This is a genomic window from Xanthomonas sp. NCPPB 1325 (genome assembly GCF_041477645.2).
Taxonomy (GTDB): Bacteria; Pseudomonadota; Gammaproteobacteria; order Xanthomonadales; family Xanthomonadaceae; genus Xanthomonas; species Xanthomonas cannabis.
Genome location: NZ_CM192985.1, coordinates 2,393,300 through 2,418,305, shown reverse-complemented (window position 1 = coordinate 2,418,305; position 25,006 = coordinate 2,393,300). Strand labels below are relative to the sequence as shown.

23 protein-coding genes and 1 pseudogene are annotated in these 25,006 nt (G+C 63.8%); all 24 read left to right on the top strand.

Annotated features, from left to right (window positions below; all coding sequences use genetic code 11):
- Nucleotides 1-249 precede the first annotated feature (249 nt).
- The 24 genes and pseudogenes from fliD to fliF all read left to right on the top strand — a co-directional run bounded on the left by fliD (nt 250) and on the right by fliF (nt 24,996).
- Nucleotides 250-1,575: a flagellar filament capping protein FliD gene (gene fliD / locus ACCQ10_RS10285; RefSeq protein ID WP_372363003.1), complete on the top strand. Its 1,326-nt coding sequence runs from the start codon at nt 250-252 to the stop codon at nt 1,573-1,575.
- A gap of 150 nt (nt 1,576-1,725) precedes the next feature.
- A complete protein-coding gene (gene fliS / locus ACCQ10_RS10280; RefSeq protein ID WP_047696154.1) occupies nt 1,726-2,139 on the top strand; it encodes a flagellar export chaperone FliS in 414 nt (137 codons plus the stop codon).
- Nucleotides 2,140-2,147: 8 nt separating this feature from the next.
- On the top strand, nt 2,148-2,441 hold the full coding sequence (locus tag ACCQ10_RS10275; protein WP_184557619.1) for a hypothetical protein: 294 nt from the start codon (nt 2,148-2,150) through the stop codon (nt 2,439-2,441).
- Nucleotides 2,441-3,007, top strand: a complete 567-nt coding sequence (locus ACCQ10_RS10270) for a PilZ domain-containing protein (protein WP_372363002.1) — start codon at nt 2,441-2,443, stop codon at nt 3,005-3,007. The genes ACCQ10_RS10275 and ACCQ10_RS10270 overlap by 1 nt, the downstream gene beginning before the upstream one ends.
- Before the next feature lie 70 nt (nt 3,008-3,077).
- The gene (locus tag ACCQ10_RS10265) at nt 3,078-3,710 is read left to right on the top strand and encodes a response regulator transcription factor (protein ID WP_003482986.1); all 633 of its coding nucleotides are present in this window, start codon (nt 3,078-3,080) and stop codon (nt 3,708-3,710) included.
- A gap of 248 nt (nt 3,711-3,958) precedes the next feature.
- Nucleotides 3,959-5,362: an RNA polymerase factor sigma-54 gene (gene rpoN / locus ACCQ10_RS10260; protein ID WP_228891254.1), complete on the top strand. Its 1,404-nt coding sequence runs from the start codon at nt 3,959-3,961 to the stop codon at nt 5,360-5,362.
- Between the two features lie 8 nt (nt 5,363-5,370).
- Nucleotides 5,371-5,754, top strand: a complete 384-nt coding sequence (locus ACCQ10_RS10255; RefSeq protein ID WP_005997154.1) for a response regulator — start codon at nt 5,371-5,373, stop codon at nt 5,752-5,754.
- Nucleotides 5,747-7,231 carry a sigma-54 dependent transcriptional regulator gene (locus tag ACCQ10_RS10250; RefSeq protein WP_372363001.1) on the top strand — a complete coding sequence of 495 codons (1,485 nt, stop codon included), beginning with the start codon at nt 5,747-5,749 and terminating at the stop codon, nt 7,229-7,231. The genes ACCQ10_RS10255 and ACCQ10_RS10250 overlap by 8 nt, the downstream gene beginning before the upstream one ends.
- A gap of 118 nt (nt 7,232-7,349) precedes the next feature.
- A complete protein-coding gene (locus ACCQ10_RS10245; RefSeq protein ID WP_372363000.1) occupies nt 7,350-8,459 on the top strand; it encodes a DegT/DnrJ/EryC1/StrS family aminotransferase in 1,110 nt (369 codons plus the stop codon).
- A 64-nt stretch (nt 8,460-8,523) separates the two neighbouring features.
- Complete coding sequence (locus ACCQ10_RS10240) at nt 8,524-8,748, top strand: acyl carrier protein (protein WP_115510986.1); 225 nt, start codon at nt 8,524-8,526, stop codon at nt 8,746-8,748.
- A gap of 1 nt (nt 8,749) precedes the next feature.
- Entirely contained in the window at nt 8,750-9,790 is a 1,041-nt protein-coding gene (locus ACCQ10_RS10235; RefSeq protein ID WP_372362999.1) for a ketoacyl-ACP synthase III, read from the top strand.
- Nucleotides 9,787-10,551, top strand: a complete 765-nt coding sequence (locus ACCQ10_RS10230; protein ID WP_372362998.1) for an SDR family NAD(P)-dependent oxidoreductase — start codon at nt 9,787-9,789, stop codon at nt 10,549-10,551. The genes ACCQ10_RS10235 and ACCQ10_RS10230 overlap by 4 nt, the downstream gene beginning before the upstream one ends.
- On the top strand, nt 10,548-11,285 hold the full coding sequence (locus ACCQ10_RS10225; RefSeq protein ID WP_104645692.1) for an SDR family NAD(P)-dependent oxidoreductase: 738 nt from the start codon (nt 10,548-10,550) through the stop codon (nt 11,283-11,285). Before ACCQ10_RS10230 ends, ACCQ10_RS10225 begins: the two co-directional genes overlap by 4 nt.
- Entirely contained in the window at nt 11,282-11,926 is a 645-nt protein-coding gene (locus ACCQ10_RS10220) for an acetyltransferase (protein WP_372362997.1), read from the top strand. The genes ACCQ10_RS10225 and ACCQ10_RS10220 overlap by 4 nt, the downstream gene beginning before the upstream one ends.
- Nucleotides 11,927-11,939: 13 nt before the next feature.
- Nucleotides 11,940-13,085, top strand: coding sequence for an aromatic ring-hydroxylating oxygenase subunit alpha (locus ACCQ10_RS10215; RefSeq protein WP_372362996.1), 1,146 nt, complete (start codon nt 11,940-11,942; stop codon nt 13,083-13,085).
- Nucleotides 13,075-13,698: an LbetaH domain-containing protein gene (locus ACCQ10_RS10210; RefSeq protein ID WP_372362995.1), complete on the top strand. Its 624-nt coding sequence runs from the start codon at nt 13,075-13,077 to the stop codon at nt 13,696-13,698. Before ACCQ10_RS10215 ends, ACCQ10_RS10210 begins: the two co-directional genes overlap by 11 nt.
- Nucleotides 13,695-15,218 carry an FkbM family methyltransferase gene (locus ACCQ10_RS10205; RefSeq protein ID WP_372362994.1) on the top strand — a complete coding sequence of 508 codons (1,524 nt, stop codon included), beginning with the start codon at nt 13,695-13,697 and terminating at the stop codon, nt 15,216-15,218. The genes ACCQ10_RS10210 and ACCQ10_RS10205 overlap by 4 nt, the downstream gene beginning before the upstream one ends.
- Nucleotides 15,219-15,276: 58 nt before the next feature.
- A pseudogene (locus ACCQ10_RS10200) lies at nt 15,277-15,496 on the top strand (IS701 family transposase); the annotation flags it as partial.
- Between the two features lie 127 nt (nt 15,497-15,623).
- Complete coding sequence (locus tag ACCQ10_RS10195; RefSeq protein ID WP_372362993.1) at nt 15,624-16,898, top strand: hypothetical protein; 1,275 nt, start codon at nt 15,624-15,626, stop codon at nt 16,896-16,898.
- The gene (locus tag ACCQ10_RS10190; protein ID WP_372362992.1) at nt 16,819-17,691 is read left to right on the top strand and encodes a 3-deoxy-manno-octulosonate cytidylyltransferase; all 873 of its coding nucleotides are present in this window, start codon (nt 16,819-16,821) and stop codon (nt 17,689-17,691) included. Before ACCQ10_RS10195 ends, ACCQ10_RS10190 begins: the two co-directional genes overlap by 80 nt.
- Nucleotides 17,688-18,431 (top strand): FkbM family methyltransferase, encoded by a 744-nt coding sequence (locus tag ACCQ10_RS10185; RefSeq protein WP_372362991.1) that lies wholly within the window; start codon nt 17,688-17,690, stop codon nt 18,429-18,431. The genes ACCQ10_RS10190 and ACCQ10_RS10185 overlap by 4 nt, the downstream gene beginning before the upstream one ends.
- A 235-nt stretch (nt 18,432-18,666) precedes the next feature.
- Nucleotides 18,667-22,164: a glycosyltransferase gene (locus tag ACCQ10_RS10180; RefSeq protein ID WP_372363096.1), complete on the top strand. Its 3,498-nt coding sequence runs from the start codon at nt 18,667-18,669 to the stop codon at nt 22,162-22,164.
- Between the two features lie 722 nt (nt 22,165-22,886).
- Complete coding sequence (gene fliE, locus ACCQ10_RS10175; RefSeq protein ID WP_372362990.1) at nt 22,887-23,258, top strand: flagellar hook-basal body complex protein FliE; 372 nt, start codon at nt 22,887-22,889, stop codon at nt 23,256-23,258.
- A 13-nt stretch (nt 23,259-23,271) separates the two neighbouring features.
- On the top strand, nt 23,272-24,996 hold the full coding sequence (gene fliF, locus ACCQ10_RS10170; protein WP_372362989.1) for a flagellar basal-body MS-ring/collar protein FliF: 1,725 nt from the start codon (nt 23,272-23,274) through the stop codon (nt 24,994-24,996).
- Nucleotides 24,997-25,006 lie beyond the last annotated feature (10 nt).

The following is a 25,006-nucleotide window of genomic DNA, read 5'->3' as shown; positions in this document are numbered from 1 at the left end:
CAGCAATGCGGCAGCGCTTCGCAGCAGTCCAAAGCCCCTCTTCGGAGGGGCTTTTTTGTGGCCAGGTCAACGCAATTACGCGGCACGGAGTCTGGTCAAAATTTTTGACACCATCCAGGCATGGAAATTGCATCAGCCAAGCCGCGAGCGAAAGGTGGCGTCGTAGCTAAAGTCCGCCCGGATGCGGCCGATACCCGTTTCGTAATCCCATGCGTCCGCCTGTTTGGACGCTAACGCGAGGAATGCAACATGGCGACGTCTGGCATCAGCACCGGCTCAGGGCTCGATATCCCAACCTTGGTGTCCACATTGGTTGCGCGGCGCAAGGAGCCTGCGCAGGCGGTGATCAACAAAGCGGGCACAGCTGCCACCACCAAGCTGTCGGCAATCAGTCAGGTCAAGAGCAGCATGACCACGCTGAAGTCGTCGCTGGACAAGGTGATCGGAAGTGCCAATACGCCTGCCTTCAAAGCCACGGTGCAGACCGACGCAGGCTTCACCGCCACCGCCACTACCACCGCTGCACCTGGTAGTTACTCGGTGGAAGTCGTGAAGCTGGCCACCGCGCAGAAATTATCTTCCGGTGCCTACGTTGCCGATGCGAACGTGGGCAGTGGCACGCTGACCGTTGGCTATGGCGACAAGAGCATCACCGTCGATATCAGTGGCACCGATAAGCTTGTCGACATCGCGGCCGCGATCAACAAGGCGGCTGGCGGCAAGGGCGTGACGGCCAGCGTGGTGACCGCCAACGACGGCCAGCATTTGGTCTTCAACGCGATCGATAGCGGCACCAAGGGCGCGTTGACGGTTAGCGCCAGCGACCCCAGCTTGGATGCCCTCACCTTCGGCAACGGCGTCACCGGCGGCATGACCGAGGCCGTCGCAGCCACCGATGCGCTGGTACGCGTGGACGGGTTTGAGCGTACTTCCAGTTCCAATACCATCACTGATCTGGTGCCAGGCGCCGTGCTCAGCCTGACCAAGGCGGCAGAGGGCACTAAATTCAGCTTGAATATCGCAGCCGACAGCAGCGGCCTCAAAGGCAACCTGACGGCGTTTGCGGCCGCGTACAACACCGCCAACACGCTGCTCACAAAGAGTAGCAGCTACGATGCCGCTACCAAGACCGCTTCGGCGCTGACTGGCGATTCGCTGGTAAGGGGGCTGCAGTCGCAGTTGCGCGGCCAGGTGGCCGGCAACTTGAATGAACTCAAAGCGCTCGGGCTTACCCTGGACAAGGACGGCGTGATGAGTTTCGACGCCAGCAAGTTCGATACTGCCATCAATGCCGATCCAGACGCCGCCACTGCGGTGCTGGGCAAGGACAGCAAGTTCGGCGCGGGCATGACCAAGCTGCTGGACGCCAATCTCAACGTCAACAACGGCGCGCTCACCATGCGCTCGGACACCCTCAACAAAGAGATCAAGGGTTACGAAACCGAGCTGGACCAGCTCGACACGCGCATGGAAAAGCTGTCTGACATGTACACCAAGCAGTTCACCGCGATGGAGAAGATGATCACCCAGCTGCAGGGCAGCACCAGCTCGCTCAGCAGCCTGTTGAACAGCTGATTTCCGTGATGCAGATCCTCAAGTCCTGTCAGGGTATTGCCGATACAAGAAGGGCCTATCGTGATTTCGGCCTTGCCTTCCGGCAGGAGCGTCGTCGCAGGAGCGCAGCGCTCCGGGACCCGCGAAGGTCAGCCCATTGAGGAGTCATCCATGTACGGTTCCAATCGTCAGTACGCCGAGCAATACCGCAAGGTCGGCGTGTCCACCAGCGTGACCGAAGCCGACCCGCACAAGCTGGTGTCGCTGCTGTTTGCCGGTGCCTGCCAGCGCATCCGTCTGGCCCAGGCCTGCCTGGCGCAGGGCGACCAGGCGCGCAAGGGCAAGGCCATTGGCGAAGCCTGCGCGATCGTCGGTCACTTGAACGGTTCGCTCGATCACGAAGCCGGCGGCGAGATCGCTGGTAACCTGTCGGCCCTGTACGACTACGTCATGCAACGTCTGACCGCAGCCAATCTGCACAACGACGACACCGCGTTGACCGAAGCGCTGGATCTGCTCAGCGAAATCGATTCTGCGTGGAACTCCATTCCCCTCGAACAACGCGGCCTTTCCGCCGTTTCGTGAGTCCCGCCATGCATAGCGTGCAAAGCCTTCAGGCCGAAATGGCCGACATCCGGATCGCCATGGCGAACGAGGACTTCGAAGTCATGCCGCCGATGCTGGATGCGCACGACCTGCACCTGCGCCAGTACGCGCAACACGTGGACGTTGATCAGGATCGCGCGGCCCTGCAGACGCTGCTGACGATGCACCAGGACCTGATGCGGATGATGCGCGAGCGTCAGCGCAAGTTGCTGGACCTGATCCGCGCACAGCGCACCTCGTCCTCGGCTAGCCGCGCCTACGCACGGGTCGGCCGGATCTGATGTCCGCGCTCGGCACACTCGCGCCAGCGGCCGAGGCCGAGCTGTTTGCCGACACGCTCAGCTGCGAACTGCGCCTGCCGGCCGGCTTCCGTGCCGGTGGCGATCCGGGCGCACACAGCGCCGCGGAGACCCTGCTGCGTAGCCTCGGCCAGGTGGAAGACCTGCGCAGCGAAGAGACCAGCGAAGACCGCGGCGACCTGCCGCTGCTGGTGCAGCGCATGGACGCCAAATTGGATCTGATGCTGGCGCTGATCGGCCGCCTGGTGCGCCAGGGCGACAGCGGCCTGATCCAGAATCTGGTGCACTGGTCGGTGCGCGGCATCCGCCTGAATTGCGCAACCCCGCATCCTCCGGGCACCTTCGGCAGCGTTTGCCTGCAGCCCTCCGATTGGCTTCCTGAACTGGTACAGCTTCCCGCCGAGGTCCTGGCCAGCGCCAGCGATGGTCACGATCAGTGGCTGTGGCTGCGGTTCGCGCCCCTGTCGCCGGGTCTGCAGGACGCGCTGGAACGTCATTTGTTTCGCTTGCATCGCCGTCAGATCGCCGACGCCCGCCGCCAGCGCTGATCCCGATGGTTGGCGTCAGGCGCCGGGTCAGCTAAGGTGCCCTAATACCGAAAAAGGTCCCTTCTGCGCCGTGCGAGTCATCATCGTCGACGATCACACCCTTGTCCGTGCAGGCCTGTCCAGGCTGCTGCAAACCTTCGCCGGCATCGATGTCGTCGGCGAGGCGAGCAACGCGCAACAAGCCCTGGATATGACATCCCTGCATCGCCCGGATCTGGTGCTGATGGACCTGTCCCTGCCCGGCCGCAGCGGCCTGGATGCCATGACCGATGTGCTGCGCGCCGCCCCGCGCACGCATGTGGTGATGATGTCCATGCATGACGACCCGGTGCACGTGCGCGACGCGCTCGATCGCGGCGCCGTGGGTTTCGTGGTCAAGGACGCCGCACCGCTCGAGCTGGAGCTGGCACTGCGTGCCGCCGCCGCCGGCCAGGTATTTCTGAGCCCGCAGATTTCCTCGAAGATGATCGCGCCCATGCTGGGCCGCGAAAAACCGGTCGGCATCGCTGCCCTGTCGCCGCGCCAGCGCGAGATCCTGCGCGAGATCGGCCGCGGACAGAGCAACAAGGAAATTGCCGCCGACCTCGGTATCAGCGTCAAGACGGTGGAAACCCATCGCGCGCGCATGATGGAGTCGCTGGGCTGCCGGCGTGCGAACGACCTGGTGCTGCTGGCGGCCAAGCACCATAACGAGCTGGTCTGAGCTACTCCCGCAGGCTGTTTGCCCGGCTGTCAGGATGGTGAAAGGGGCATCTGGGCCACTTCGGCCCAAAACAGTGACGGAATTCCGTCAGGCACGCTCGAGCTCGCCGAAAACGTCAGGGGATTCCTGACAGGCTGTCAGGAAAATCACGAGTCACCTCACCTGACTCCCTGATTAGAAACCCGTCGCGTTCTCCTGCAAGATGCGTTCCATCGCTGCTGCGTGCAGCGCCCATCGGAAGCGCTTCCATGAAGACGACCATTTCCGCCCAGCTTGGCCAGCACCTGCACCTCACCCCGCAGTTGCTGCAGTCGATCCGTCTGTTGCAATTGGACGGCATGCAGTTGGAACTGGAAATTCGGCGCGCCCTGGAAACCAATCCGTTGCTGGAGTTGGAAGAGTTGGCCGATCACGGGGATGAGGCCACCACCAACGACGATGGCGCCAGCGATATCGCCGCGTTCGACGAGCTGCCGGAAAGCACGATGTGGGACGTGCAGAGCAGCAGTTGGAACGATGGCGACGATGACCGCATGCAGCGCGTGGCGGCCGGCGAGTCCACCGACCCGCATGTGCGCATCCTGCGCGAACTGGCGCTGGACCTGGACGAAGCGGCATTGGGGGCCGCCGCGTTCTGGCTGGAGCAGACCGACGACGCCGGGTATCTGACCGAAGCGCTGGCGACGCTGCAACAGCTGGGCGCCACCCGTCTGGGGATGACGGTCGAGGCGGTCGAAGCAGTCCGCCAGCGCCTGCTGCACGGCGACCCCGCCGGCCTAGGGGCCTGCGACCTGCGCGAATGCCTGCAGGCGCAGTTGACCGCCCTGCCCGGCCGCGTCCCGGCACGGCATCTGGCCGCGCGCATCCTGGCTGGCGACCTGGACCTGCTGGCGAGCCACGACTACGCGGTGCTGGCGCGCGCACACGATGCCGAAGTGGACGACGCGCGCGAGGCGGTGCGGTTGATCCTGTCGCTGCAACCGCGCCCGGGCGACGACCTCCTGCAGGAAAGCAATACCAGCGTGATCCCGGACGTGCTCGCCTGGCATGCCGACGGCAGCTGGCGCGTGGCACTCAATCCGGCCACCACCCATCGCGTCAGCATCAATCCGGTGCACGAACGCGCGCTGGCCGACGCCGGTGATGCCGGGCAGCCGCTGCGCGACATGCTGCAGGAAGCGCGCTGGCTGACCCGCGGGCTGTCGATGCGCTACGAAACCCTGCTGCGCGCCACGCGCGCCATCGTCGAGCGCCAGGCCGCGTTCCTGGCGCGTGGCGAGGAAGCGATGGCGCCACTCACACTGAAGGAAATCGCCGACGAGATCGGCATGCACGAATCGACCATTTCGCGCATCACCACCGGCAAGTACCTGCAGACGCCGCGTGGGACCTTCGAACTCAAACACTTCTTCGCCGTGCGCCTGGAAGGCGCCAGCGTCTCCGGTCAGGCGGTCAAGGCAATGGTGCGCCGCTTGATCGAAAGCGAGCCGGCCGGCCGGCCGCTGGCCGACGAAGCCATTGCCGGTCTGCTGTCGCGGCAAGGCGTTAACATTGCGCGCCGCACCGTGGCCAAGTACCGCGAACAACTCGACATCGCCCCGGCACGTGAGCGCCGCCGCACCAACAAACCGCTGCTTGCCCGGGCAGGATAAGGATTACTATGAGCAAACTCACCGTGCTGCTGGTCGACGACCACGAGGGCTTCATCAACGCTGCGATGCGTCATTTTCGCAAAGTGGAGTGGCTCAACATCGTGGGCAGTGCCGCCAATGGGCTGGAAGCGATCGAGCGCTCTGAGTCGCTGCGCCCCAACGTCGTGCTGATGGACCTGGCGATGCCCGAGATGGGCGGGCTGCAGGCCACGCGGCTGATCAAGACGCAGGACGATCCGCCGTATATTGTCATCGCGAGCCACTTCGACGATGCCGAGCATCGTGAACACGCTCTTCGCGCGGGTGCTGACAATTTTGTCAGCAAGCTGTCCTATATCCAGGAAGTCATGCCAATCCTGGAGGGCCTGACGGAAGGAGCCAGGAATGAGTGAGTCCCGCATTCTGCTGATCGATAGTGACGCCGTGCGCGCCGAGCGCACCGTCTCGCTGCTCGAATTCATGGACTTCAATCCCCGCTGGGTCACCGACGGCGCCGACATCAACCCCGGCCGCCACCGCCACGACGAATGGATGGCGGTGATGGTGGGGTCGGCGCAGGATGCGGCGCAGGCCGACAAGTTCTTCGATTGGCTGGCCGATGCCAAGCTGCCGCCGCCGGTGCTGCTGATGGAAGGCAGCCCGGTCACGTTCGCGCAGACCCACGGCCTGCACGAGGCCAATGTCTGGGCGCTGGATACCCCGTTGCGTCACGCGCAGCTGGAAGCCCTGCTGCGCCGCGCAAGCCTCAAGCGCCTGGATGCCGAGCATCAGGCCGGCGTGCAACAGGACACCGGGCCGACCGGCAACAGCGAGGCGGTGACCCGCCTGCGCCGGCTGATCGACCAGGTGGCCGCGTTCGACACCACCGTGCTGGTGCTGGGCGAATCCGGTACCGGCAAGGAAGTGGTGGCACGTGCCATCCACCAGCACTCGCCGCGCCGTGATGGGCCGTTTGTCGCCATCAATTGCGGCGCGATCCCGCCGGACCTGCTGGAAAGCGAACTCTTCGGCCACGAGAAAGGCGCCTTCACCGGCGCCCTGAGTGCACGCAAGGGCCGTTTCGAGATGGCCGAAGGCGGCACCCTGCTGCTGGACGAGATCGGCGACATGAGCCTGCCAATGCAGGTCAAGTTGCTGCGCGTCCTGCAGGAGCGCAGCTTCGAGCGCGTGGGCGGTGGCCAGACCATCCGCTGCAACGTGCGCGTGATCGCTGCCACCCACCGCAACCTGGAAGCGCGCATCAGCGACGGCCAGTTCCGTGAGGACCTGTTTTACCGTCTCAACGTGTTCCCGATCGAGATGCCGGCGCTGCGCGAGCGCGTGGACGATCTGGCCATGCTGGTGCAGACGATTGCCGGGCAGCTGGCGCGTACCGGCCGTGGCGAAGTGCGCTTTGCCGAGGAAGCCCTGCAGGCGCTGCGCAGCTACGACTGGCCGGGCAACGTGCGCGAGCTGACCAACCTGGTGGAGCGCCTGGCGGTGCTGCATCCGGGCGGACTGGTACGCGTGCAGGACCTGCCGGCGCGCTACCGCGGTGATTTTGCCGCGGCCGTGCCGGTCGAGCTTGCGCCCGAACCGGCGCTGGTTGCCGCCCCCGTCGAAGACATCGCGCTGCCGGGCAACGTGGTGACCCTGCCATCCACGTCAGCCGATGCCGAGCCGGCGACCAGCTCCAGCCTGCCCGACGATGGCATCGACCTGCGGGGCCACATGGCCAACATCGAGCTGGCGCTGATCAACGAGGCGCTGGAACGCACCCAGGGCGTGGTGGCGCATGCAGCGCAGCTGCTCGGCCTGCGCCGCACCACGCTGGTGGAAAAGCTGCGCAAGTACGGCATCGATCGCGAGCAGACCGAGCTGGCGAACTGAGCGGGCCGGCCTCACCGCCCGGCTCGCTGGCATAGCGCTTGCTTCAGCAGGATTGCCCCGTCCGCAGCCGTCGGCTGCGGCGGAATCCCGACATTCACCAGCACCTGCCGAGGCATTGATGCCCATCCCTGTCACCAGTCCGCTGCTGCCGCCGCTGGAAGAATTTCTGCCCTATCTGGAGCAGATCTGGTCCAGCCGCATTCTCAGCAATGGCGGTGACATGCATCACGCGTTCGAACGCGCGTTGTGCGAGTACCTTGGCGTGCCGCACCTGGCCTTGCTCACCAACGGCACCACCGCGTTGATCACAGCGCTGCAGGCGCTGCGCATCACCGGGGAGGTCATCACCACGCCCTACTCGTTCGTGGCCACTGCGCATTCGCTGCTGTGGAAAAGCATCACGCCGGTGTTTGTGGATATCGACCCGGTGACGCTCAACATGGATCCGTCCAAGATCGAGGCGGCCATCACCCCGCAGACCACCGCCATCATGCCGGTGCACTGCTACGGCACCGCCTGCGATACCGCTGCGATCACGCGCATCGCCGACATCTACAACCTCAAGGTGATCTATGACGCGGCGCATGCCTTCGGCGTGCGCGATGAGGGTGGCTCGATCCTGCGCCACGGCGACCTGAGCGTGTTGAGCTTCCATGCCACCAAAGTGTTCAACACCTTCGAAGGTGGCGCCATCGTCTGCCCGGACGAAAGAACCTATCAGCGCATCGGGCATCTGAAGAATTTCGGCTTCGTCGATGAGACTACGGTGGTGGCGCCGGGCATCAACGGCAAGATGAACGAGATCAGCGCAGCCTTCGGCCTGCTGCAGCTCAAGCACATCGATCACGCCATCGCCCAGCGCAGCGCCATCGATGCGCAGTATCGGCAGCGCCTGAGCGATGTTCGCGGCGTGCGCTGCGTGGCGCGGCCCGATCACGCCAATGCCAACTACGCGTACTTTCCGATCCTGGTGCAGGACGACTACCCGCTGTCACGCGATGCGCTGTACCAAGTGATGCGCGAGCACGGCATCCTGGTGCGGCGATACTTCTATCCGTTGATCAGCGACTTCCCGATGTATCGCGCCCTGCCCTCCTCGGCGCCGGCATGGCTGCCGGTCGCGCGCTCGGTGGCCGCACAGGTATTGTGCCTGCCGATCTTTCCTGGCCTGCCCCGCGACCAGGTCGATACCATTGCCGATCTGATCGCCGGCGCACACGCAACATGATCGCAACACGCTGCACCTGCATTTCAGACTCCCATCTCTTCAACAGGCAACCAGGCGAGCTCGCATGACCCAGGCAACATTTATCGAGAACTTCCTCTCCGCCACCGACTTCCAGGAGCCGGTTGATGTCACGCTGGACACCGTGCTGCTGGAATTGCCGGAGTGGGATTCGCTGGCCGCGTTGGGTGTGATCGTCATGTTCGACATGGAGTACGGCAAGACCATCACCGGCGACGACCTGACCGCCGCCGTTACCGTGGGCGATCTCTACAGACTGACCGAGGCGTAACATGCCGACCTCCACGCTGCACAACGTCCGCTTTGCCGGCATGGCGACCTGCGTGCCGAAGCGGGTGGTGTCCAATCTCACCGACTGCCGGCCGCAGATCCGCTCCGAACGCGAGCGCCTGGTGCGCAACATCGGCATCGAGACGCGCCGCATGGCCTCGGATTGGCAGTGCTTTTCCGACCTGGCCTTCGATGCGACCGAAGTGCTGCTGGAGCGTCTGCAGTGGAAGCGTGAGGAGATCGATGCATTGATCGTGGTGACACAATCGCCGGATTACCCGATCCCGGCTACCGCGATCATCCTGCAGGACCGACTGGGGCTATCGCATGCCACAGTGGCGTTCGACGTCAACCTGGGCTGCTCGGCCTACCCGTTCGGCATCAACCTGCTTGGCTCGATGATCGCCGCCGGCGGCGTCAAGAAAGGCCTGCTGCTGGTCGGTGACCGCAGCGCCAATCTGGAAGACCCGATCTTCTCCGACTCTGGCACCGCCACGGCGCTGGAGTTCGACCAGAACGCAGCACCAATGTATTTCGATCTCAACAGCGACGGGAGCGGCTATAGGGCGATCATCCTACCGGTAGGCGGCCACCGCGAACCGGTCGGCATCCAGCACTTGGTGCCGTATCGCGACGAGGCGGATGGTGCCTGGAAGCGTGGCGTGGACCTGATCTTGGACGGCGTGGCAGTGCTGAGCTTCTCTACCCAGCGCATTCCACCTGCCGTGCAGAAACTGCTTGAGTACACCGGCGTGGCCAAGGAAGACATCGATTACTTCGTGTTTCACCAGGCCAACCGCATGATCAACGAGACCATTCGCAAAAAGCTCGGCCTGCCGGTGGAAAAGGTGCCTTCGACACTGCGCGACTTCGGCAACTCCAGCGGCGCCTCGTTACCGGTGACCATGACCGCCCGCATCAACAAGGAACTGGAAGCCGGCCGCAAGCGCGTGCTGCTGTGCGGCTTCGGCATCGGGCTGTCGTGGGGCAGCTGCCTGCTCGACATCGAAGGGGCCGTTTTTCCGGATCTGATCGAATCGTGAGTATTGCCGCCGACCCTTTCTCGCTTGCCGGCAAACGCATCCTCGTCACCGGCGCCTCCTCGGGTATTGGCCGCCAGATCGCCATTTCCTGTGCCGAGCTTGGTGCCCAGCTGGTGATCAGCGGGCGCGACCGCGCGCGACTAGCCTCGACCTTGGAGGTGTTGCCGGGCGATGGGCACGTGGCAATAGCGGCAGACCTTGACCAGCAGGAGGACATCGATCGCCTGGTCGCCGACGTCGGCGTCTTGAACGGGATGGCGCACGCGGCCGGGATCTCCCGGCTGGTTCCGCTGCGCCTGGTCAATCGAGCCCATTTGAACGAGATCTTCTCCAGCAACACATTCGCACCGATGCTGCTGACCCGTGGCCTGCTGGCGAAGAAGCGCATCGCCGCGAATGGCTCGCTGGTGTTCATCGCTTCGGTTGCCTCGCACATCGGACCGATGGCGAGCAGCGCGTACGCGGCAAGCAAGAGTGCCCTGCTCGGCATGGTGAGATCGCTGGCGCAGGAAGTTGCCAAAAACGGCATCCGCGCCAACTGTATCGCCCCGGGTTACGTGCGCACGCCACTGCTAGATGGCCTGCAGGGCAGCGGCGGCAACATGGAAGGGCTGTTCGAACTGACGCCACTTGGCATGGGCGAGCCGGAGGACGTCGCCTACGCCGCCACGTTCCTGCTGGCCGATGCGAGCCGCTGGATCACGCGTAACTATTTCGTCGTGGACGGCGGCCTGACCGTGCCGATGGACATCTACGCATGAACACGCCAGCACGCACGGCGTTTTCGCTCGGCGGCAAGACAATCCTGGTGACGGGAGCGTCGTCGGGGCTAGGCCGGCAGATCGCTATCGCCTGCGCGCAGCGAGGTGCTCAGATGGTTCTCGCCGGCCGCGACAGAGACCGCCTCGCCCAGACCCAGGCGCAGCTGCAGGGCACGGGCCACGTTGGCGTGCTCGGCGACCTGACCAGCGCCGCCGATCGCGAGGCATTGGCTGCCGCGGCGGGTATGACGGTACATGGCGTGGTGCACTGCGCGGGCATGCAGAAGCACTGCCCGATCCGGCAGCTGAGCGAGGCGGCGATGACCGAGATGTACACGGTCAATTTTCTCGCTCCGGTGATGCTGACGCAGCGCCTGCTGCAGGCAAATGCCATCGCCCCGCAGGGCTCGATCGTGTTCATGCTATCCACTGCCGCGCACCTCGGCACACGCGGCGTAGGGCCGTATTCGGCGATGAAAGCCGGCCTCATCGGCATCATCAAGTGCCTGGCGCTGGAACAGGCAAAGCGCAGGATCAGGGTCAACGGTATTTCCCCGTCGGCCGTGGCCACACCGATGTGGGGCGCCGACCAGCTTGAGGCGCAGAAGGCGCGGCATCCGCTGGGCCTGGGCGAGCCGCAGGACGTAGCCAATGCCGCGATCTACCTGCTGGCCGACGCCAGCCGCTGGGTCACCGGAACCAGTCTGGTCATGGACGGCGGCTCGATCCTATGACCCATCCCGTATTGATCATCGGCGCTGGCGGATGGGGGCGCGAGGTCCTGGCGCAGATGCAGGGCGATCCGGCGTGCGGAACGCAGTGGCGTCCGATGGGCTTTCTCGACACGCGCCCGCAGATGCTGGACGGTCTGGGCTGCGATCTGACCATCGTCGGCAGCCCGCTCGCGTACCAGCCGCAGGATGAAGAACGCTTCGTCTGCGCGATCGGCGATCCGCATTCGCGCCAGCGCTATGCGCAGCCACTGCTGGCGCAAGGCGCGCAGTTCATCAGCATTCTCACCGGCGCGTTCGTGAGCCCGCGCGTACATATCGGCACTGGCTGCTTCCTGTGCCACCGCGTGCAGCTCAGCCCCGACGTATCGCTAGGCGACTTCGTCAACGTGCAAGCCAACACCATGCTTGGGCACGATGTCCGTGTCGGGGATTATGCGCAAATCGGGGCAATGACCTTCGTCGGCGGCGGCGCACGGATCGGTGAGCGCGCCATCGTGCACCCGCACGCCACCATCCTGCCCGGCATCCACATCGGCGACAGCGCCGTCGTCGGCGCCGGTGCGGTCGTGGTCAAGGACGTGCCGGCCGGCGCCAGCGTGTTCGGCAACCCGGCCCGGATCATCTACCACAAGGATTCCTGAGGAAGCCGCGCCGATGCGATCGCGAATGCACCCCAGCTACTACCTGTCGACGGACATCTTCGCCCGCGAACAGCGCAAGATATTCCGCAAGGTCTGGCTGTTTGCCGGCCTGAAGACGCTGCTGCCCGACAACAACTGCTTCATCACTCGCAGGCTCGCCGGCATTCCGGTGCTGATCCAGAACTTCCAGGGCCGCCTGCGCGCGTTCGAGAACGTCTGCCTGCACCGCAGCGCGCTGCTGCAGACCGCAGCGGTGGGAAAGCGCCCGCTGGTCTGCCCTTACCATGCCTGGAAGTACGACGCTGATGGCCGGGTTGAGAACATCCCTGAGTGCGCGGCTGTCTATGGCTTCGATGAAGAAGAAAGACGCGGTTTGAAATTGCGGGAGTTCGCCTTGCGTGAGGTGGGAAACCTGCTGTTCGTCAACCTCGACCCCGACCCGATGCCAATCGAGGAGCAGTTTTCGGCAGACTTCATCGCCTTGCTGGAAAGTAGTTCCAACGCCTATGACACCGAGGTTATGGTGACCACATGGCATGGCCGGTACAACTGGAAGCTGGCCTACGAGAATCTGCGGGACGCCAACCACCCACGCTTTGTCCACCCCAAGACCCTGGCCAAAAGCGTCAACTTCACTCCCCAGGTAAACGAGGAACAAGCCAAGGAGTCCATGGATGCGTTGCAGGACACATCGCCCACAGCCCTGAGGCGCGAAATGCGCCGCTTCAGTTTCGGCGGCCCGGAAGCACCCATCCCTAAGCTTCAGCATTTCGGCTGGCACGATAAAGTGGAACGCTGGGACAAGCAGGACGCCTACTTTAACTGGCTTGCCTTCCCGAACATGCACATCGCCAGTTCCAATGGGGGCTATTCTTTCACGCTGGAACACCACATCCCCGTCGCACCGGACCGGACCGACCTGGAAATCTATTGGTTTAGCGCGCGCAGGAAACAGCCTTACGGTTCTTCCAGCCAGGTGCTACTGGCACAGATGCACGGCAGCAAGGTGGTGGTGGGCGAAGACGTCGACATCATGGAACGAGTGCAGTCCGCATTGCACACAGACGCGCCGCTGCCTACCCAGGGAGCCTATGAATCCATGAATCGCCTGGTCGAACGCTGGTACACGATGCTGATGGAGACCGAACATGAAATCTAGGTGGATCATCGGCAGCAGCGAGTACCTCGACCTGGCCTTTCACGCCTGGAAGCAGGCGCGTCAGGACGAGGCAGTCATCAGAATCGACGTGCCGCAAGACGCGGGACACGAATTCGATCTGGCCGTGCTGGATGTGCTGAATCCGACCGACGGCGCCATGTTCGTGGCTTTCGACGAACGCTTCGGCAACTTCAAGCGCCTAGAACTGATGCAGGCAGCGATGGAACGTGGCTTCAAGCTGGAGCCCTTCATCCACTCCAGTGCAGCCATCGCCTCTGACACGGTCATCGGGCTCAACGCATTCGTGGGTGCCAATGCTGTCGTCGGGCACGGGTGCAGGATCGACTACAACACCGTCATCCACGCCAGCGCACACCTCGGGCCGGCATGCCGCGTCAAATCGTCATGCTGGATAGAGAACGGTGTGCAAATCGGCACGGGCGTCGAGATCGGCGGCAACAGCATCCTGCGCACCGGCGCCATCGTGAGTGGGGGCGTCAAGGTGGGACGAAGCTGCGAACTTGGCTGGCCGCGTATCTACCGCGAGGACGTGCCGGCCAAGACCTATTTCGACGCCCGCTACGACGCCCCCATTCATACCTACGAGAGATGACGTTCATGAACTCAAGAAATGAGCAGCTTCGCCAACAGATTCTCCGTATTGCGGAGCAGGAGCGCCCTGTACTCGAGGATGTCATTGCGCGCCTACCCGCGATTGCCAACCGCCCTGTCTTCCTCGTCGCTCCCGAGTCCTATGCAGGCATGGTGCACGGTCCCAGGGTCGTTGCCGACCTGCATCATGTTGTTGCCGCAATTGATGACCAGAGCATCCACCTGGACCGCATTCATGGCGCGCCGCGCTGGAGCAGTCAGGAGTTTCTTGCCAAGGCGGGGCAGTATGCTGATGCGATCGCTATCGATTTCTCTTGCAGTCCGCGCGGACGGGCGTTTGCAAATGACCTCTGCACCAATGCGGGCATCGAGCAACTAAGCGTTGCGCCTTGCTTGGATCCGCTGATCCCGCATTTCGAGCAGCGCCCCCTCTTTTTGCTCCAACCGCGCTCGGGCATTGGAGACATTTATGGCCCAAAGATCGTCCAGCGCTCCAGCCATGTAATTGCCGCCGTCGATGACCAGCCAAGCGACAGCGATACCATTCATGGGGTACCGCGTTGGAGTTCGCACCAGTTCATCGAACAAGCGGCCCAGCATTCCCAGGCATTGGCCATCGATTTTTCTTACGGCCCGGGAGAATCCGGCCTGGCCCGCAAGCTGTGCGAGCAAGCAGGCATTGAAAGGGTAGATGCCTGCCTGGCCGTTGCTCACTGTGGGCTGCCCGCCGTATACGAGCCTGCACGGGTATACCGTCAGCGCACACTTGCGCGCCTGGAAGAATTTCTGCGCTTTGCGGATCGACTGGACGACGATTTCAGCGTTTTTACGCTCTACAGCAACCTGCTGTTCCGCCTGACCTATGATTCCAGCCTCCTGTTGGACTGCTGGGCTACGCCGATCAACGAGTACTTTTCAACATACGCCGATAGCAGCACGTTCCAGCTGGGCCAGCGTGAACATTTCTGCGATGGCGGTGCCTTTCAGGGCCCCATCGTCCACAAGTTTCTAGAAGCATCCCGCTATCGCTACGAAAGTATCACCGCCTTCGAACCCGACAATATCAACTTCCAGAAATTGGAGGGCGTCGCAAGCGCCCTCCCACTTCCCCCGCACAATTTCAGGGCCATAAAAAAAGCGATCTCCAACGAACACACGACGCTGCGCTTCGAGGAGACCGGCACCGTTTCCAGCCATGTATCGCCGGATGGCGGAATCTCCGTGGCTACTACACGCCTGGACGACGAGTTGGAAAAGCTGACGCTACTGAAGTTGGACATCGAAGGGTTTGAAGCCAGGGCACTAGAAGGCGCATCTCACCTCATCCGTACCCAGCGCCCCCGTATGGCTATCTGTGTATATCACTATGCCCAGGATCTACTGGATATCGTGGGACAACTGGACAAATTGGTCGATGGCTATCACTTCCGCCTACGCCAGCACTCTCCCGGCCACTACTACGACCTCGTTTTGTATGCATCGCCCGTCGCCGGTGCCGCACCACCACCCTGGGCGGAGTAAGCCCAGGGAAATTCACGGCTTGGAGAGATAAAGTAATGACTGACGGCTGCAAAATTCTTCTTCCCACTTCTTGTCCAATCTTCCCGCAGACAGGTGGTGCAAGAGTTTGGTGAAGACGGTCAAGTCCCGCAGGCGGATCGCACGCGATTACCAAAAGTTGAAGCAGGAGTTGCGCTGGACCACGACGAGGGGCGTGGTTGGCGAGCCCTCACTATCACTCCACGCTCTGTATCGCGGCTTATGGGTTTCTGATAGCCGCCCAGCGCCATATCGCCGACTCGATCGCGGCCTTGCGCTGGATAATTGCCATCGCAATCGGCGCGAAGCTGCTCGACGAAAAAAGCAACCGCATCTCCGAATTCAATGACACAGTAAGACTAGTAGAGCACACAAGGAAGCCCTGTCATGGCGTTAGCAATCGGCTCGATCGAGCGAGCCAGCATCAAATATCCAGGACTGAATCCGCGCAACACCAAGTTGATCGGCTGGGGCGCGGGACAGTTTTTCCGCGATTTCTATCCAGCCATCGCTCGGCAATTGAACTTGCAGTACACCATCTGCCCACGGCCAGAGAATCAGGGCACGACTGTCCATGGCCTGCCGGTCAAATCACCTTCGGCGCTGGAGGACGAATCAGCCGATGATGTGCTGATCGTCATCTTCTCCAATCACGCGGCAGAGGTGATGAACCAGATTGCAAGGGCACATGGCCCTTTCCGCACGGTGCGTGCCGTCGAATACGACCAGGGCAGCATTGCACTGCTGCAGGAATTGCAGGATTTCTCGCGTTTGTTACCCCAGCTGCAATTGTCGCGCCAACTGACCAAGGCGGACACCGGCATTTTCGTGCAGGGGCTCGCGTTCGATTTTACGCCCTTGGTGCTGGCCTGGAATCGCCTGCGTTTCCCCTGGGCTTACCAGTGCATGGTGACCTGGGACCACCAACCAAGTGCACTGCTGGACCGCTGCAGGCCCTGGCTGGACAAGCTGATCTTGGTGCCTCAGCCGGACAACCTGGGCCTGCACTACCGCAACGCGGTGCTGCGCTCCGCACGCCTGGGAGTGGAGCATCTGGCCGAGCAAGGCATCGAGTTTGCGGTGCGTTGCCGTAGCGACAACGTGCTGACTGGCTCAACGCACGACGCCATCAATGTCCACTTTAGAGGGAAACGCAATCAAGGAAAGATCGCAATTTCTTTGGGAGCAGGGTTTCGCAACATTCCGTTCCTTTTCACCGAGAAAGCCATGCTTGGTAGGACGCAGGACATGCTGGCACTATGGTCGATGCCAGAAGATCCGCGACCGGCAAATCATGCGGACGACGAATTTTCTCCCATGAACGAACTTGCGCCCGATCGGCATTTTCAAGAACTCAGCCAATACGCCTTCGAGTCGTCATTGTGGAAGAACTACGCATGCCAGCTTGGATTCCCGGCCGAGACGCTAGTCGATAGCTACCGTTTTGCAAAGTCTCGTCTGCTGGCACTGGAGCCGCATATGAGCTGGACGTCGTTGAAGCTTGTATCGTTGTTCAATGTGGCTCGCGACAACAGCTACGGCTTCTCGATGGACTCGTGGAACCGTCTATTCACCGACACCGATGCAGTACTTGAGGCTGCCGAGGCAGTCAGCCAGCTGGAGCTCAACTCCACTGATTTCTGGCAAGGCAGAGTCGGCTGAGCCGCCCTCGCCACTCAACGCCATCGGTTGCCAGGAGGCTTCCATGACTTACGCCATCATCATCCCCGCGCGGCGCGACTCTTCGCGCCTGCCCGGAAAACCGCTGATCGAGTTGGGCGGCGTGCCCATGGTCGTGCGTACCTATCAGCAATGCGCCAAGGCGGCGCCAGCCGAGCGCATTCTCGTCGCTACCGATTGCGATGTGATTCAACGTACCTGCGAGCAGGCCGGCATCCGCACCTTGATGACCTCCAGCGACTGCCTGACGGGCACCGATCGTGTTGCCGAGGTCGCGCAGCAGCTCGATGTGGACACCTATATCAATGTGCAAGGTGACGATCCGCTATTCAATCCGCAGGACGTGCGTCTGCTGATCGACGCTGCGGCAGCTTCACCGAATGATGTCATCAACGGTTACTGCCCTGTCGCCAACATCGACGAGTTTCGTAATCCGAGCGTGCCCAAGGTGGTGGTTCGCCCGGATGGGCGTCTGCTGTACATGTCGCGCGCGGCGATCCCGATCACCAAGCAAGGCGAGTTCCGGCGCGCATGGCGTCAGGTGTGCGCGTATGCATTTCCCAGGCAGGCATTGCAGGCGTTCGCTTCGGTGTCTTGCAAGACCACGTTGGAAGAGATCGAGGACATCGAGATCCTGCGCTTTCTGGAACTGGGCTTCGAAGTGCGCATGGTGCAGATGAGCAACCAATCGATTGCAGTCGATACGCCAGCGGATGTGGCTCGGGTGGAAGCGGCGCTGCGTGCACTACAGCATGGTGAGCAGAACGCCCCATGAAGCAGGACAAGACAGCCAACGCACAGCCCGGTATGCACTCGCCAATCTGTGGCGCATCCGATCTCAGAAACGAGGAACATGCTCAGGCGTACTCGCCTCGTCGGTTCTTCGACCAGTTGCTGATGACGGATGCGCCGGTCGTGCTGGATGTTGGCGCGCATCGCGGCGAGTCGATCCGGTATTTCAAATCGATCTATCCGGACTGCCAGCTTTATTCGTTCGAGCCGGATCCGCAGAATTTCGCCGCGCTGGAAGAAGTAGCCGCGCAGTTCGGCAGCAAAGCCGTGTGCTTGGCGCTGGGCGAGAAGGAAGAGATCAGTCCGTACTACCGGCAAGGCATCTCGCACCTGGGTGGATTGCTGCCGATCAATGCGGATTCCAACGATTCTCTTGGGTATGCGCGCCAGGCGTCGAACGAGCAGATTGCAGTCAGCAAGACCACCCTAGACAACGCGTGCGCGGAACTGGGGATTTCCCATGTGCATATCCTCAAGATCGATGTGCAGGGCTTCGAGCGTCAGGTACTGGAAGGCGCGAAAGCGATCCTGCAGCACACTGACTGCGCAGTGATCGAAATCGGGCTGTACGACTTCTACGGCAAGAGCACCAGCTTCGTCGACGTGGTCAACTTGATGCAGGCAGCTAGCTTTTCGCTATGGGACATCGCCAAGCTGTCCAAGAACCCCAGGAGCCTGCGCACCGACTGGATCGAGGTGGTGTACCGCAAGGACTCCGCCTAGCTGCGACCTCCCTCGCAGTCCCGGGTGCGGCGGCACGCCCCAACCGGCTCGTCCCACTTTACGCACCACGGCACGCTTGTTGCATCTTCGGCTAGGCTGAGCGCGCCCAGGTTCGCCGTCTTCCGGTGCACTGTGAGGCCCTCTTCCCTCCCCCCGCTGCTGCGCCGTGGATGCACCTTTGACTGTTCAAGACAATCGATCGCCGATGACGTCCAACGCCCTCGTCAGCATCGTCATGCCGACCTACAAGCCCCGGCACTTTGCGCAGGCGCTGGACAGCGTGCTGGCGCAGACTTACACAGCGCTGGAGCTGGTGATCTGCGACGACAACGCCGATGGCGCCATCGAGGCCGTGCTGGCGTCGAGGCTGGCTGACGCCCCATTTCCGATCCGCTACCACCGCAATACCCCCCGCCTCGGCGAACTCGGCAGCACGGTCAAGGGGATCGGCCTGGCGCAGGGCGAGTACGTCAAGTTGCTGCACGACGACGACGTGCTGCAGCCGGACTGCGTCACGCAGCTGGTCGGCGCAATGGAGCGCAACCCTGGCACCGCGCTGGCGTCCTCGCGCCGGCTGCGGATCGACGACGACGGCGCCCCATTGCCGGACATCCTGGCCACCAGCTTCCCGTTTGCAGAGGATGTGCTGATCGATGGGCCGGAGCTGGTGTCGTTCCTGGCCGACCATGCCATCAACTTCATCGGCGAGCCGAGTTGCGTGCTTGCACGGCGCGACGACCTGGTGGCGATGGGTGGCGAGCTGATGATGTTGAACGGCAAGGCCATCCATTGGGTTGGCGACCTGGCGATCTACGTCAAGCTGCTGCGTCACGGCAACCTGGCCCTGCTGTCCAGCCCGCTCACGCAGTTCCGCGTGTCCAGCGCGCAGTTCAGTCAGGCCGGCCGCGATCAGCCGGGTATCGGCGATCAAGGCCACGACGACCTGCGCCAGGGCATCCGCCAACTCGGCTGGCGACGCGAGGGCGGCGACAACCGCCAGGTGCGTGTCGCCCCGCTCAGCCCGCACAAGGCGCGGGTGTTCAAGTCGGTGGATCTGGTCAACGCCTTGATGCAGAGCGCAGGAATGGCCGAGCGCGTGTCGCCGGCCACCTGGTTGGGGGTGCGTCATCCCAGCACCGTGCAGCGCGCCTTGATCGATGCGCGTTTGCAGGCGCATGCGGGCGGCCCGCGGATCGCAGTGATGGTGGTCGACAGCGACGGCGATGCGGCGGCGGTGGCCGCAACCCGGGCCAGCCTGGCGGCGGTGGCGTGTTATCGGAACCAGCAGACCTGGGTGATCAGCAGCTCGCCGCAGCAGGCCGCCGAGCATGGCGAGCGCGGTGTGCTGATCGGTCCGGACGGGTTGGTGCCCGCACTCAATCGGACCATCGCCACGCAACAGTCCACCGACTGGGTGCTGCTGGTCCAGGCCGGCAGCCTGTTCACCGCCAGTGGCCTGCTGATGCTGGCGCTGGAGATGCTCGCGCTGCCGGACACGTGTCAGGCCATCTACGCCGATGAAGTGGTCGCGCTGGACGGCGGTCAGCTGGGGCTGGCGATGCGGCCGGCGCTGTATCTCGACATGTTGCTCAGTTCACCGTCGACGATGTCGCGGCATTGGCTGTTCCGGCACCAGACATTAGTGGCCGATGGCGGCCTTGCAACCGAAACGAGCGACGCCTTCGAACTGGATTACCAGCTTGGGCTGGTCGAGCGTTACGGCCTGGCCTGCATCCAGCACATCGCCGAACCCTTGCTGGTGGCATCGGCCACCACGCGGCATGACGACGAAGACGAACAGCAGGCCATTGCCCGTCACCTCGCCGCGCGCGGGTATATGGACGGGCGCGTGCACAGCGCCGGTCCCGGCCGGCATGCAGTGGACTACCGGCACGCGCAGCAGCCCTTGGTGAGCATTCTGGTGCTGATCGACGGCCGCCTGCCACAGGTGCAGCGTTGCCTGGAAAGCGTCCTGGCCAACACGGCCTATCCGCATTACGAGGTGTTGCTGCTGGACTGCGCCAGCAGCCAACCGGAGCTGCGCGACTGGCTTGCCGGCATCGAGGCGCTGGGCATGCAGCAGATCCGCGTGCTGCGCTTTGCCGGCGAACCAGCGCGCGAGGCGGTCTGCAATGCGGCCGCCGAACACGCGCGTGGGGACGTGCTGCTATGGCTGTCTGACGGTGCCGCGGTGATGAAAGCCGATTGGCTCGATCAGTTGCTCAACCATGCGCTGCGGCCAGAGGTCGGCGCAGTCGCCGGCAAGCTGCTGCGAGGCGATGGCACCGTGCATCACGCCGGGCTGCTGCTGGGCCTGGGGGCACCGGTGGCGCGCGCGTTCGAAGGTGCGGCATTCGACGAATCGGGCTATCTGCAGCGCCTGCAACTGGACCAGAACTACAGCGCGCTCAGTGGCGAATGCCTGATGCTGCCGCGCCAGCTGTTCCTGGACGCCGGCGGCTTTGCGCAGGAACCGGCATTGGCGCAATGGAGCGACGTCGACCTGTGTCTGCGCCTGCAGCAGGCCGGCTATCTCAATGTCTACGCCGCGCGCGCGCAGCTGTTGATCGACCCGCCCGACGCACTACCCGCCACCGCCCTCGAGGAAGAGGCGATGTACGCGCGCTGGCTACCGGTGATGGCCAACGACCCGGCCTACAACCCGGGCTTCTCGCTGGACCCCGGCGCCGGCTTCCAGCTGGCCGACCCGCGCGCCAGTTGGCGGCCGTTGCAATTGTGGCGGCCGCTGCCGCGCGTATTGGCGCTGCCGGCCGATATCGAAGGCTGCGGGCATTACCGGGTGATCCAGCCGCTGCGCGCCCTGCGCGAGGCCGGGCTGGCCGAGGGTGTGCTATTCAATGGCTACCTGGAGATCGCCGAATTGGCGCGTCAGGATCCTGACGTGGTGATCCTGCAGCGCCAGGTCGGCGAGGCTCGGCTGGAAGCGATGCGGCGAATGAAGGCGCTGTCGCGCGCCTTCAAGGTCTACGAGCTGGACGATTACCTGCCCAATCTGCCGCTGAAGAACGCGCACCGCGCGCAGATGCCCAAGGACATCCTGAAAACGGTGCGGCGCGGGCTCGGCATGGTGGACCGCTTCGTGGTCTCCACCCCTGCCCTGGCCGAGGCGTTTGCGGGGCTGCACAGCGATGTTCGCGTGGCGGAAAACCGCCTGCCGCCCCATTGGTGGGGGGCGCTGCCGGAGCGGCAGGTGCGCTACGGCGGCAAGCCGCGCGTCGGCTGGGCTGGCGGCGCCAGCCACACCGGCGATCTGGAGCTGATTGCCGACGTGGTGAAGGAGCTCGCCGGCGAGGTGGAATGGGTGTTCATGGGGATGTACCCGTTCGCGCTGCGCCAGCACATCCACCAGTTCCAGCCGGGTGTGCAGATCGATCACTACCCGGCCGCATTGGCGGCGCTGGACCTGGATCTGGCGCTGGCGCCGGTGGAGCAGAACCTGTTCAACGAATGCAAGAGCAATCTGCGCCTGCTGGAGTACGGCGCCTGCGGTTATCCGGTGATCGCCAGCGACGTGCGCTGCTACCAGGGCAGCCTGCCGGTGACGCTGGTGAAGAACCGCTACCGCGACTGGGTTGGCGCCATCCGCGAGCATCTGGCCGATCCGGTTTCGACGCGGGCCAAGGGAGCGGCCCTGCGCGAGGTGGTGCGGCGCGACTGGATGCTGAGCGGCAGCAATCTGGACACCTGGCGAGCCGCGTGGTTGCCGGACTAGCGCCCGAGCGCGCTGCTTGGGTGTTTTCCCGTTTGCAGTCTCCCTCATCCGGCGCTGCGCGCCACCTTCTCCCGCAAGCGGGAGAAGGAAAGCCGGGCTGGGTGTGATCTGTTGGTTGCACTGCGACTGGTCGTCTACCGGTCCCTTCTCCCGCTTGCGGGGGAAGGTGCCCGAAGGGCGGATGGGGGCGTGTGTTTACACTCCAGCGCCGCGCATCGCCCCGTCTGAGCCGCGTTGCCATTGATGGTGCTGCCCTCATCCGGCGCTGCGCGCCACCTTCTCCCGCAAGCGGGAGAAGGAAAGCCGGGCTGGGTGTGATCTGTTGGTTGCACTGCGACTGGTCGTCTACCGGTCCCTTCTCCCGCTTGCGGGGGAAGGTGCCCGAAGGGCGGATGGGGGGCGTGTGGTTACACTCCAGCGCCGCGCATCGCCCCGTCTGAGCCGCGTCGCCATTGATGGTGCTGCCCTCATCCGGCGCTGCGCGCCACCTTCTCCCGCAAGCGGGAGAAGGAAAGCCGGGCTGCGTGTGATCTGTCGGTTGCCGTGCAACTGACCATCCGGCGGCTCCCTTCTCCCGCTTGCGGGGGAAGGTGCCCGAAGGGCGGATGGGGGCAATCACGCTGCGCCGCAGCCGCGGCAGGAACATGCCCGCGCCGGAATCCCGGCGCGATTTCGGCACGCCGCTTGCATTGGTGTGGATGCCTCCCTGGCTGACCGCACCCATGAGCGACTCCGTTACCTCGATTCTTTCGCAGATCCGCAGCTATCAGACGCAGATGGGCCAAGGCCCCATGGGCGCGGTGGGCGATGCGGCGCGTGGCAATCAGACCCAGGGGTTGGCCGGCGCACAGGGAACACCGGCCACCCAGGCACCGAGCTTCAGCGAGACCCTGCGCGGCGCCATCGGCGGCGTCAACGAGGCGCAGCAGAAGGCCGGCGCGCTGTCCAAAGCATTCGAAATGGGCGACCCCAGTGCCGATCTGGCACGGGTCATGGTCGCCTCCCAGCAGTCCCAGGTGGCCTTCCGCGCCACCGTGGAAGTCCGCAACCGTCTCGTCCAGGCTTACCAGGACGTCATGAACATGCCGCTGTAAAGGTTGACGACACATGGCTCTCGCGATCAGCAAAGAAAACATGAACCAGAACGTCGAGAAGGCGGGGCAATGGTTCGACCGTGTCCGTAGCCTGCAGATCACCCGCAAGCTGACCATGATGGCGATGATCGCCCTGGCGGTCGCGGCCGGTCTGGCGGTGTTCTTCTGGTCGCAGAAGCCCGGCTACCAGGCGCTGTACACCGGCCTGGATGAGAAGGGCAACGCGGAAGCCGCCGACCTGCTGCGCACCGCGCAGATCCCGTTCAAGATCGACCAGGGCACCGGCGCGATCTCGGTGCCGCAGGACCGCCTGTACGACGCGCGCCTGAAGCTGGCCGGCTCCGGCCTGACCGGCAAGGAAACCGGCGGCGGCTTCGAGCTGATGGAAAAGGACCCAGGCTTCGGCGTCAGCCAGTTCGTGGAAAACGCCCGTTACCAGCATGCGCTGGAAACCGAACTCTCGCGCACCATCGGCACCCTGCGCCCGGTGCGCGAGGCGCGTGTACACCTGGCCATTCCCAAGCCCAGCGCCTTCACCCGCCAGCGCGATGTGGCCAGCGCCTCGGTGGTGCTGGAACTGCGCGGCGGCCAGGGCCTGGAGCGCAACCAGGTCGATGCCATCGTCAATCTGGTGGCCTCCAGCATCCCGGACATGACCCCCGAGCGCGTCACCGTGGTCGACCAGAGCGGGCGCATGCTCTCCATCGCCGACCCCAACAGCGACGCTGCCCAGCACGCCGCCCAGTTCGAACAGGTGCGCCGCCAGGAAAGCTCCTACAACCAGCGCATCCGCGAGCTGCTCGAGCCGATGACCGGCCCGGGCCGGGTCAACCCGGAAGTCAGCGTGGACATGGACTTCTCGGTGGTGGAAGAAGCCCGCGAGCTCTACAACGGCGAGCCGGCCAAGCTGCGCAGCGAGCAGGTCAGCGACACCAGCACCAGCGCTACCGGCCCGCAGGGTCCTCCGGGCGCCACCAGCAACAGCCCGGGCCAGCCGCCTGCACCGGCCGTCGCAGGCGCCCCCGGGACCCCAGCGGCGGCCAACGGCCAGGCCGCCGCACCCGCCGCGCCGACCGAAAGTTCCAAGAGCGCCACCCGCAACTACGAATTGGACCGAACCTTGCAACACACCCGCCAGCCGGCCGGCCGCATCAAGCGGGTGTCGGTGGCGGTGCTGCTGGACAACGTGCCGCGTCCCGGTGCCAAGGGCAAGATGGTGGAGCAGCCGCTCACCGCTGCCGAGCTCACCCGCATCGAAGGCCTGGTCAAGCAGGCAGTGGGCTTCGATGCGGCACGTGGCGACACGGTGTCGGTGATGAATGCCCCGTTCGTGCGCGAAGCGGTGGCGGGCGAGGAAGGCCCGAAGTGGTGGGAAGACCCGCGCGTGCAGAACGGTCTGCGCCTGCTGGTCGGTGCGGTGGTGGTGCTGGCGCTGCTGTTCGGTGTGGTGCGCCCCACCCTGCGTCAACTCACTGGCGTGACCGCGGTCAAGGACAAGCAAGGCAAGGATGGCAAGGATGGCACTCCACAGAGTGCTGACCTGCGGATGGTCGACGAAGACGACGACCTGATGCCCCGCCTGGAAGAAGACACCGCGCAGATCGGTCAGGACAAGAAGACCCCGATCGCTCTGCCAGACGCCTACGAAGAGCGCATGCGCGTGGCTCGCGAGGCAGTCAAAGCCGATTCAAAACGTGTCGCACAAGTCGTGAAGGGATGGGTCGCCAGTGAAGCCTGATACACCACCG

Bases quoted from the DNA above. Each gene is read 5' to 3' on its own strand.
- ACCQ10_RS10240 (WP_115510986.1), top strand. From the start codon at position 8,524: ATGACCCAGGCAACATTTATCGAGAACTTCCTCTCCGCCACCGACTTC.
- ACCQ10_RS10255 (WP_005997154.1), top strand. From the start codon at position 5,371: ATGAGCAAACTCACCGTGCTGCTGGTCGACGACCACGAGGGCTTCATC.
- ACCQ10_RS10210 (WP_372362995.1), top strand. From the start codon at position 13,075: ATGAAATCTAGGTGGATCATCGGCAGCAGCGAGTACCTCGACCTGGCC.
- ACCQ10_RS10245 (WP_372363000.1), top strand. From the start codon at position 7,350: ATGCCCATCCCTGTCACCAGTCCGCTGCTGCCGCCGCTGGAAGAATTT.
- fliD (WP_372363003.1), top strand. From the start codon at position 250: ATGGCGACGTCTGGCATCAGCACCGGCTCAGGGCTCGATATCCCAACC.
- ACCQ10_RS10270 (WP_372363002.1), top strand. From the start codon at position 2,441: ATGTCCGCGCTCGGCACACTCGCGCCAGCGGCCGAGGCCGAGCTGTTT.
- fliE (WP_372362990.1), top strand. From the start codon at position 22,887: ATGAGCGACTCCGTTACCTCGATTCTTTCGCAGATCCGCAGCTATCAG.
- fliF (WP_372362989.1), top strand. From the start codon at position 23,272: ATGGCTCTCGCGATCAGCAAAGAAAACATGAACCAGAACGTCGAGAAG.
- ACCQ10_RS10180 (WP_372363096.1), top strand. From the start codon at position 18,667: ATGCCGACCTACAAGCCCCGGCACTTTGCGCAGGCGCTGGACAGCGTG.
- ACCQ10_RS10225 (WP_104645692.1), top strand. From the start codon at position 10,548: ATGAACACGCCAGCACGCACGGCGTTTTCGCTCGGCGGCAAGACAATC.
- ACCQ10_RS10250 (WP_372363001.1), top strand. From the start codon at position 5,747: ATGAGTGAGTCCCGCATTCTGCTGATCGATAGTGACGCCGTGCGCGCC.
- ACCQ10_RS10195 (WP_372362993.1), top strand. From the start codon at position 15,624: ATGGCGTTAGCAATCGGCTCGATCGAGCGAGCCAGCATCAAATATCCA.
- ACCQ10_RS10190 (WP_372362992.1), top strand. From the start codon at position 16,819: ATGCAGTACTTGAGGCTGCCGAGGCAGTCAGCCAGCTGGAGCTCAACT.
- fliS (WP_047696154.1), top strand. From the start codon at position 1,726: ATGTACGGTTCCAATCGTCAGTACGCCGAGCAATACCGCAAGGTCGGC.
- ACCQ10_RS10185 (WP_372362991.1), top strand. From the start codon at position 17,688: ATGAAGCAGGACAAGACAGCCAACGCACAGCCCGGTATGCACTCGCCA.
- ACCQ10_RS10275 (WP_184557619.1), top strand. From the start codon at position 2,148: ATGCATAGCGTGCAAAGCCTTCAGGCCGAAATGGCCGACATCCGGATC.
- ACCQ10_RS10215 (WP_372362996.1), top strand. From the start codon at position 11,940: ATGCGATCGCGAATGCACCCCAGCTACTACCTGTCGACGGACATCTTC.
- ACCQ10_RS10205 (WP_372362994.1), top strand. From the start codon at position 13,695: ATGACGTTCATGAACTCAAGAAATGAGCAGCTTCGCCAACAGATTCTC.
- ACCQ10_RS10220 (WP_372362997.1), top strand. From the start codon at position 11,282: ATGACCCATCCCGTATTGATCATCGGCGCTGGCGGATGGGGGCGCGAG.
- ACCQ10_RS10235 (WP_372362999.1), top strand. From the start codon at position 8,750: ATGCCGACCTCCACGCTGCACAACGTCCGCTTTGCCGGCATGGCGACC.
- rpoN (WP_228891254.1), top strand. From the start codon at position 3,959: ATGAAGACGACCATTTCCGCCCAGCTTGGCCAGCACCTGCACCTCACC.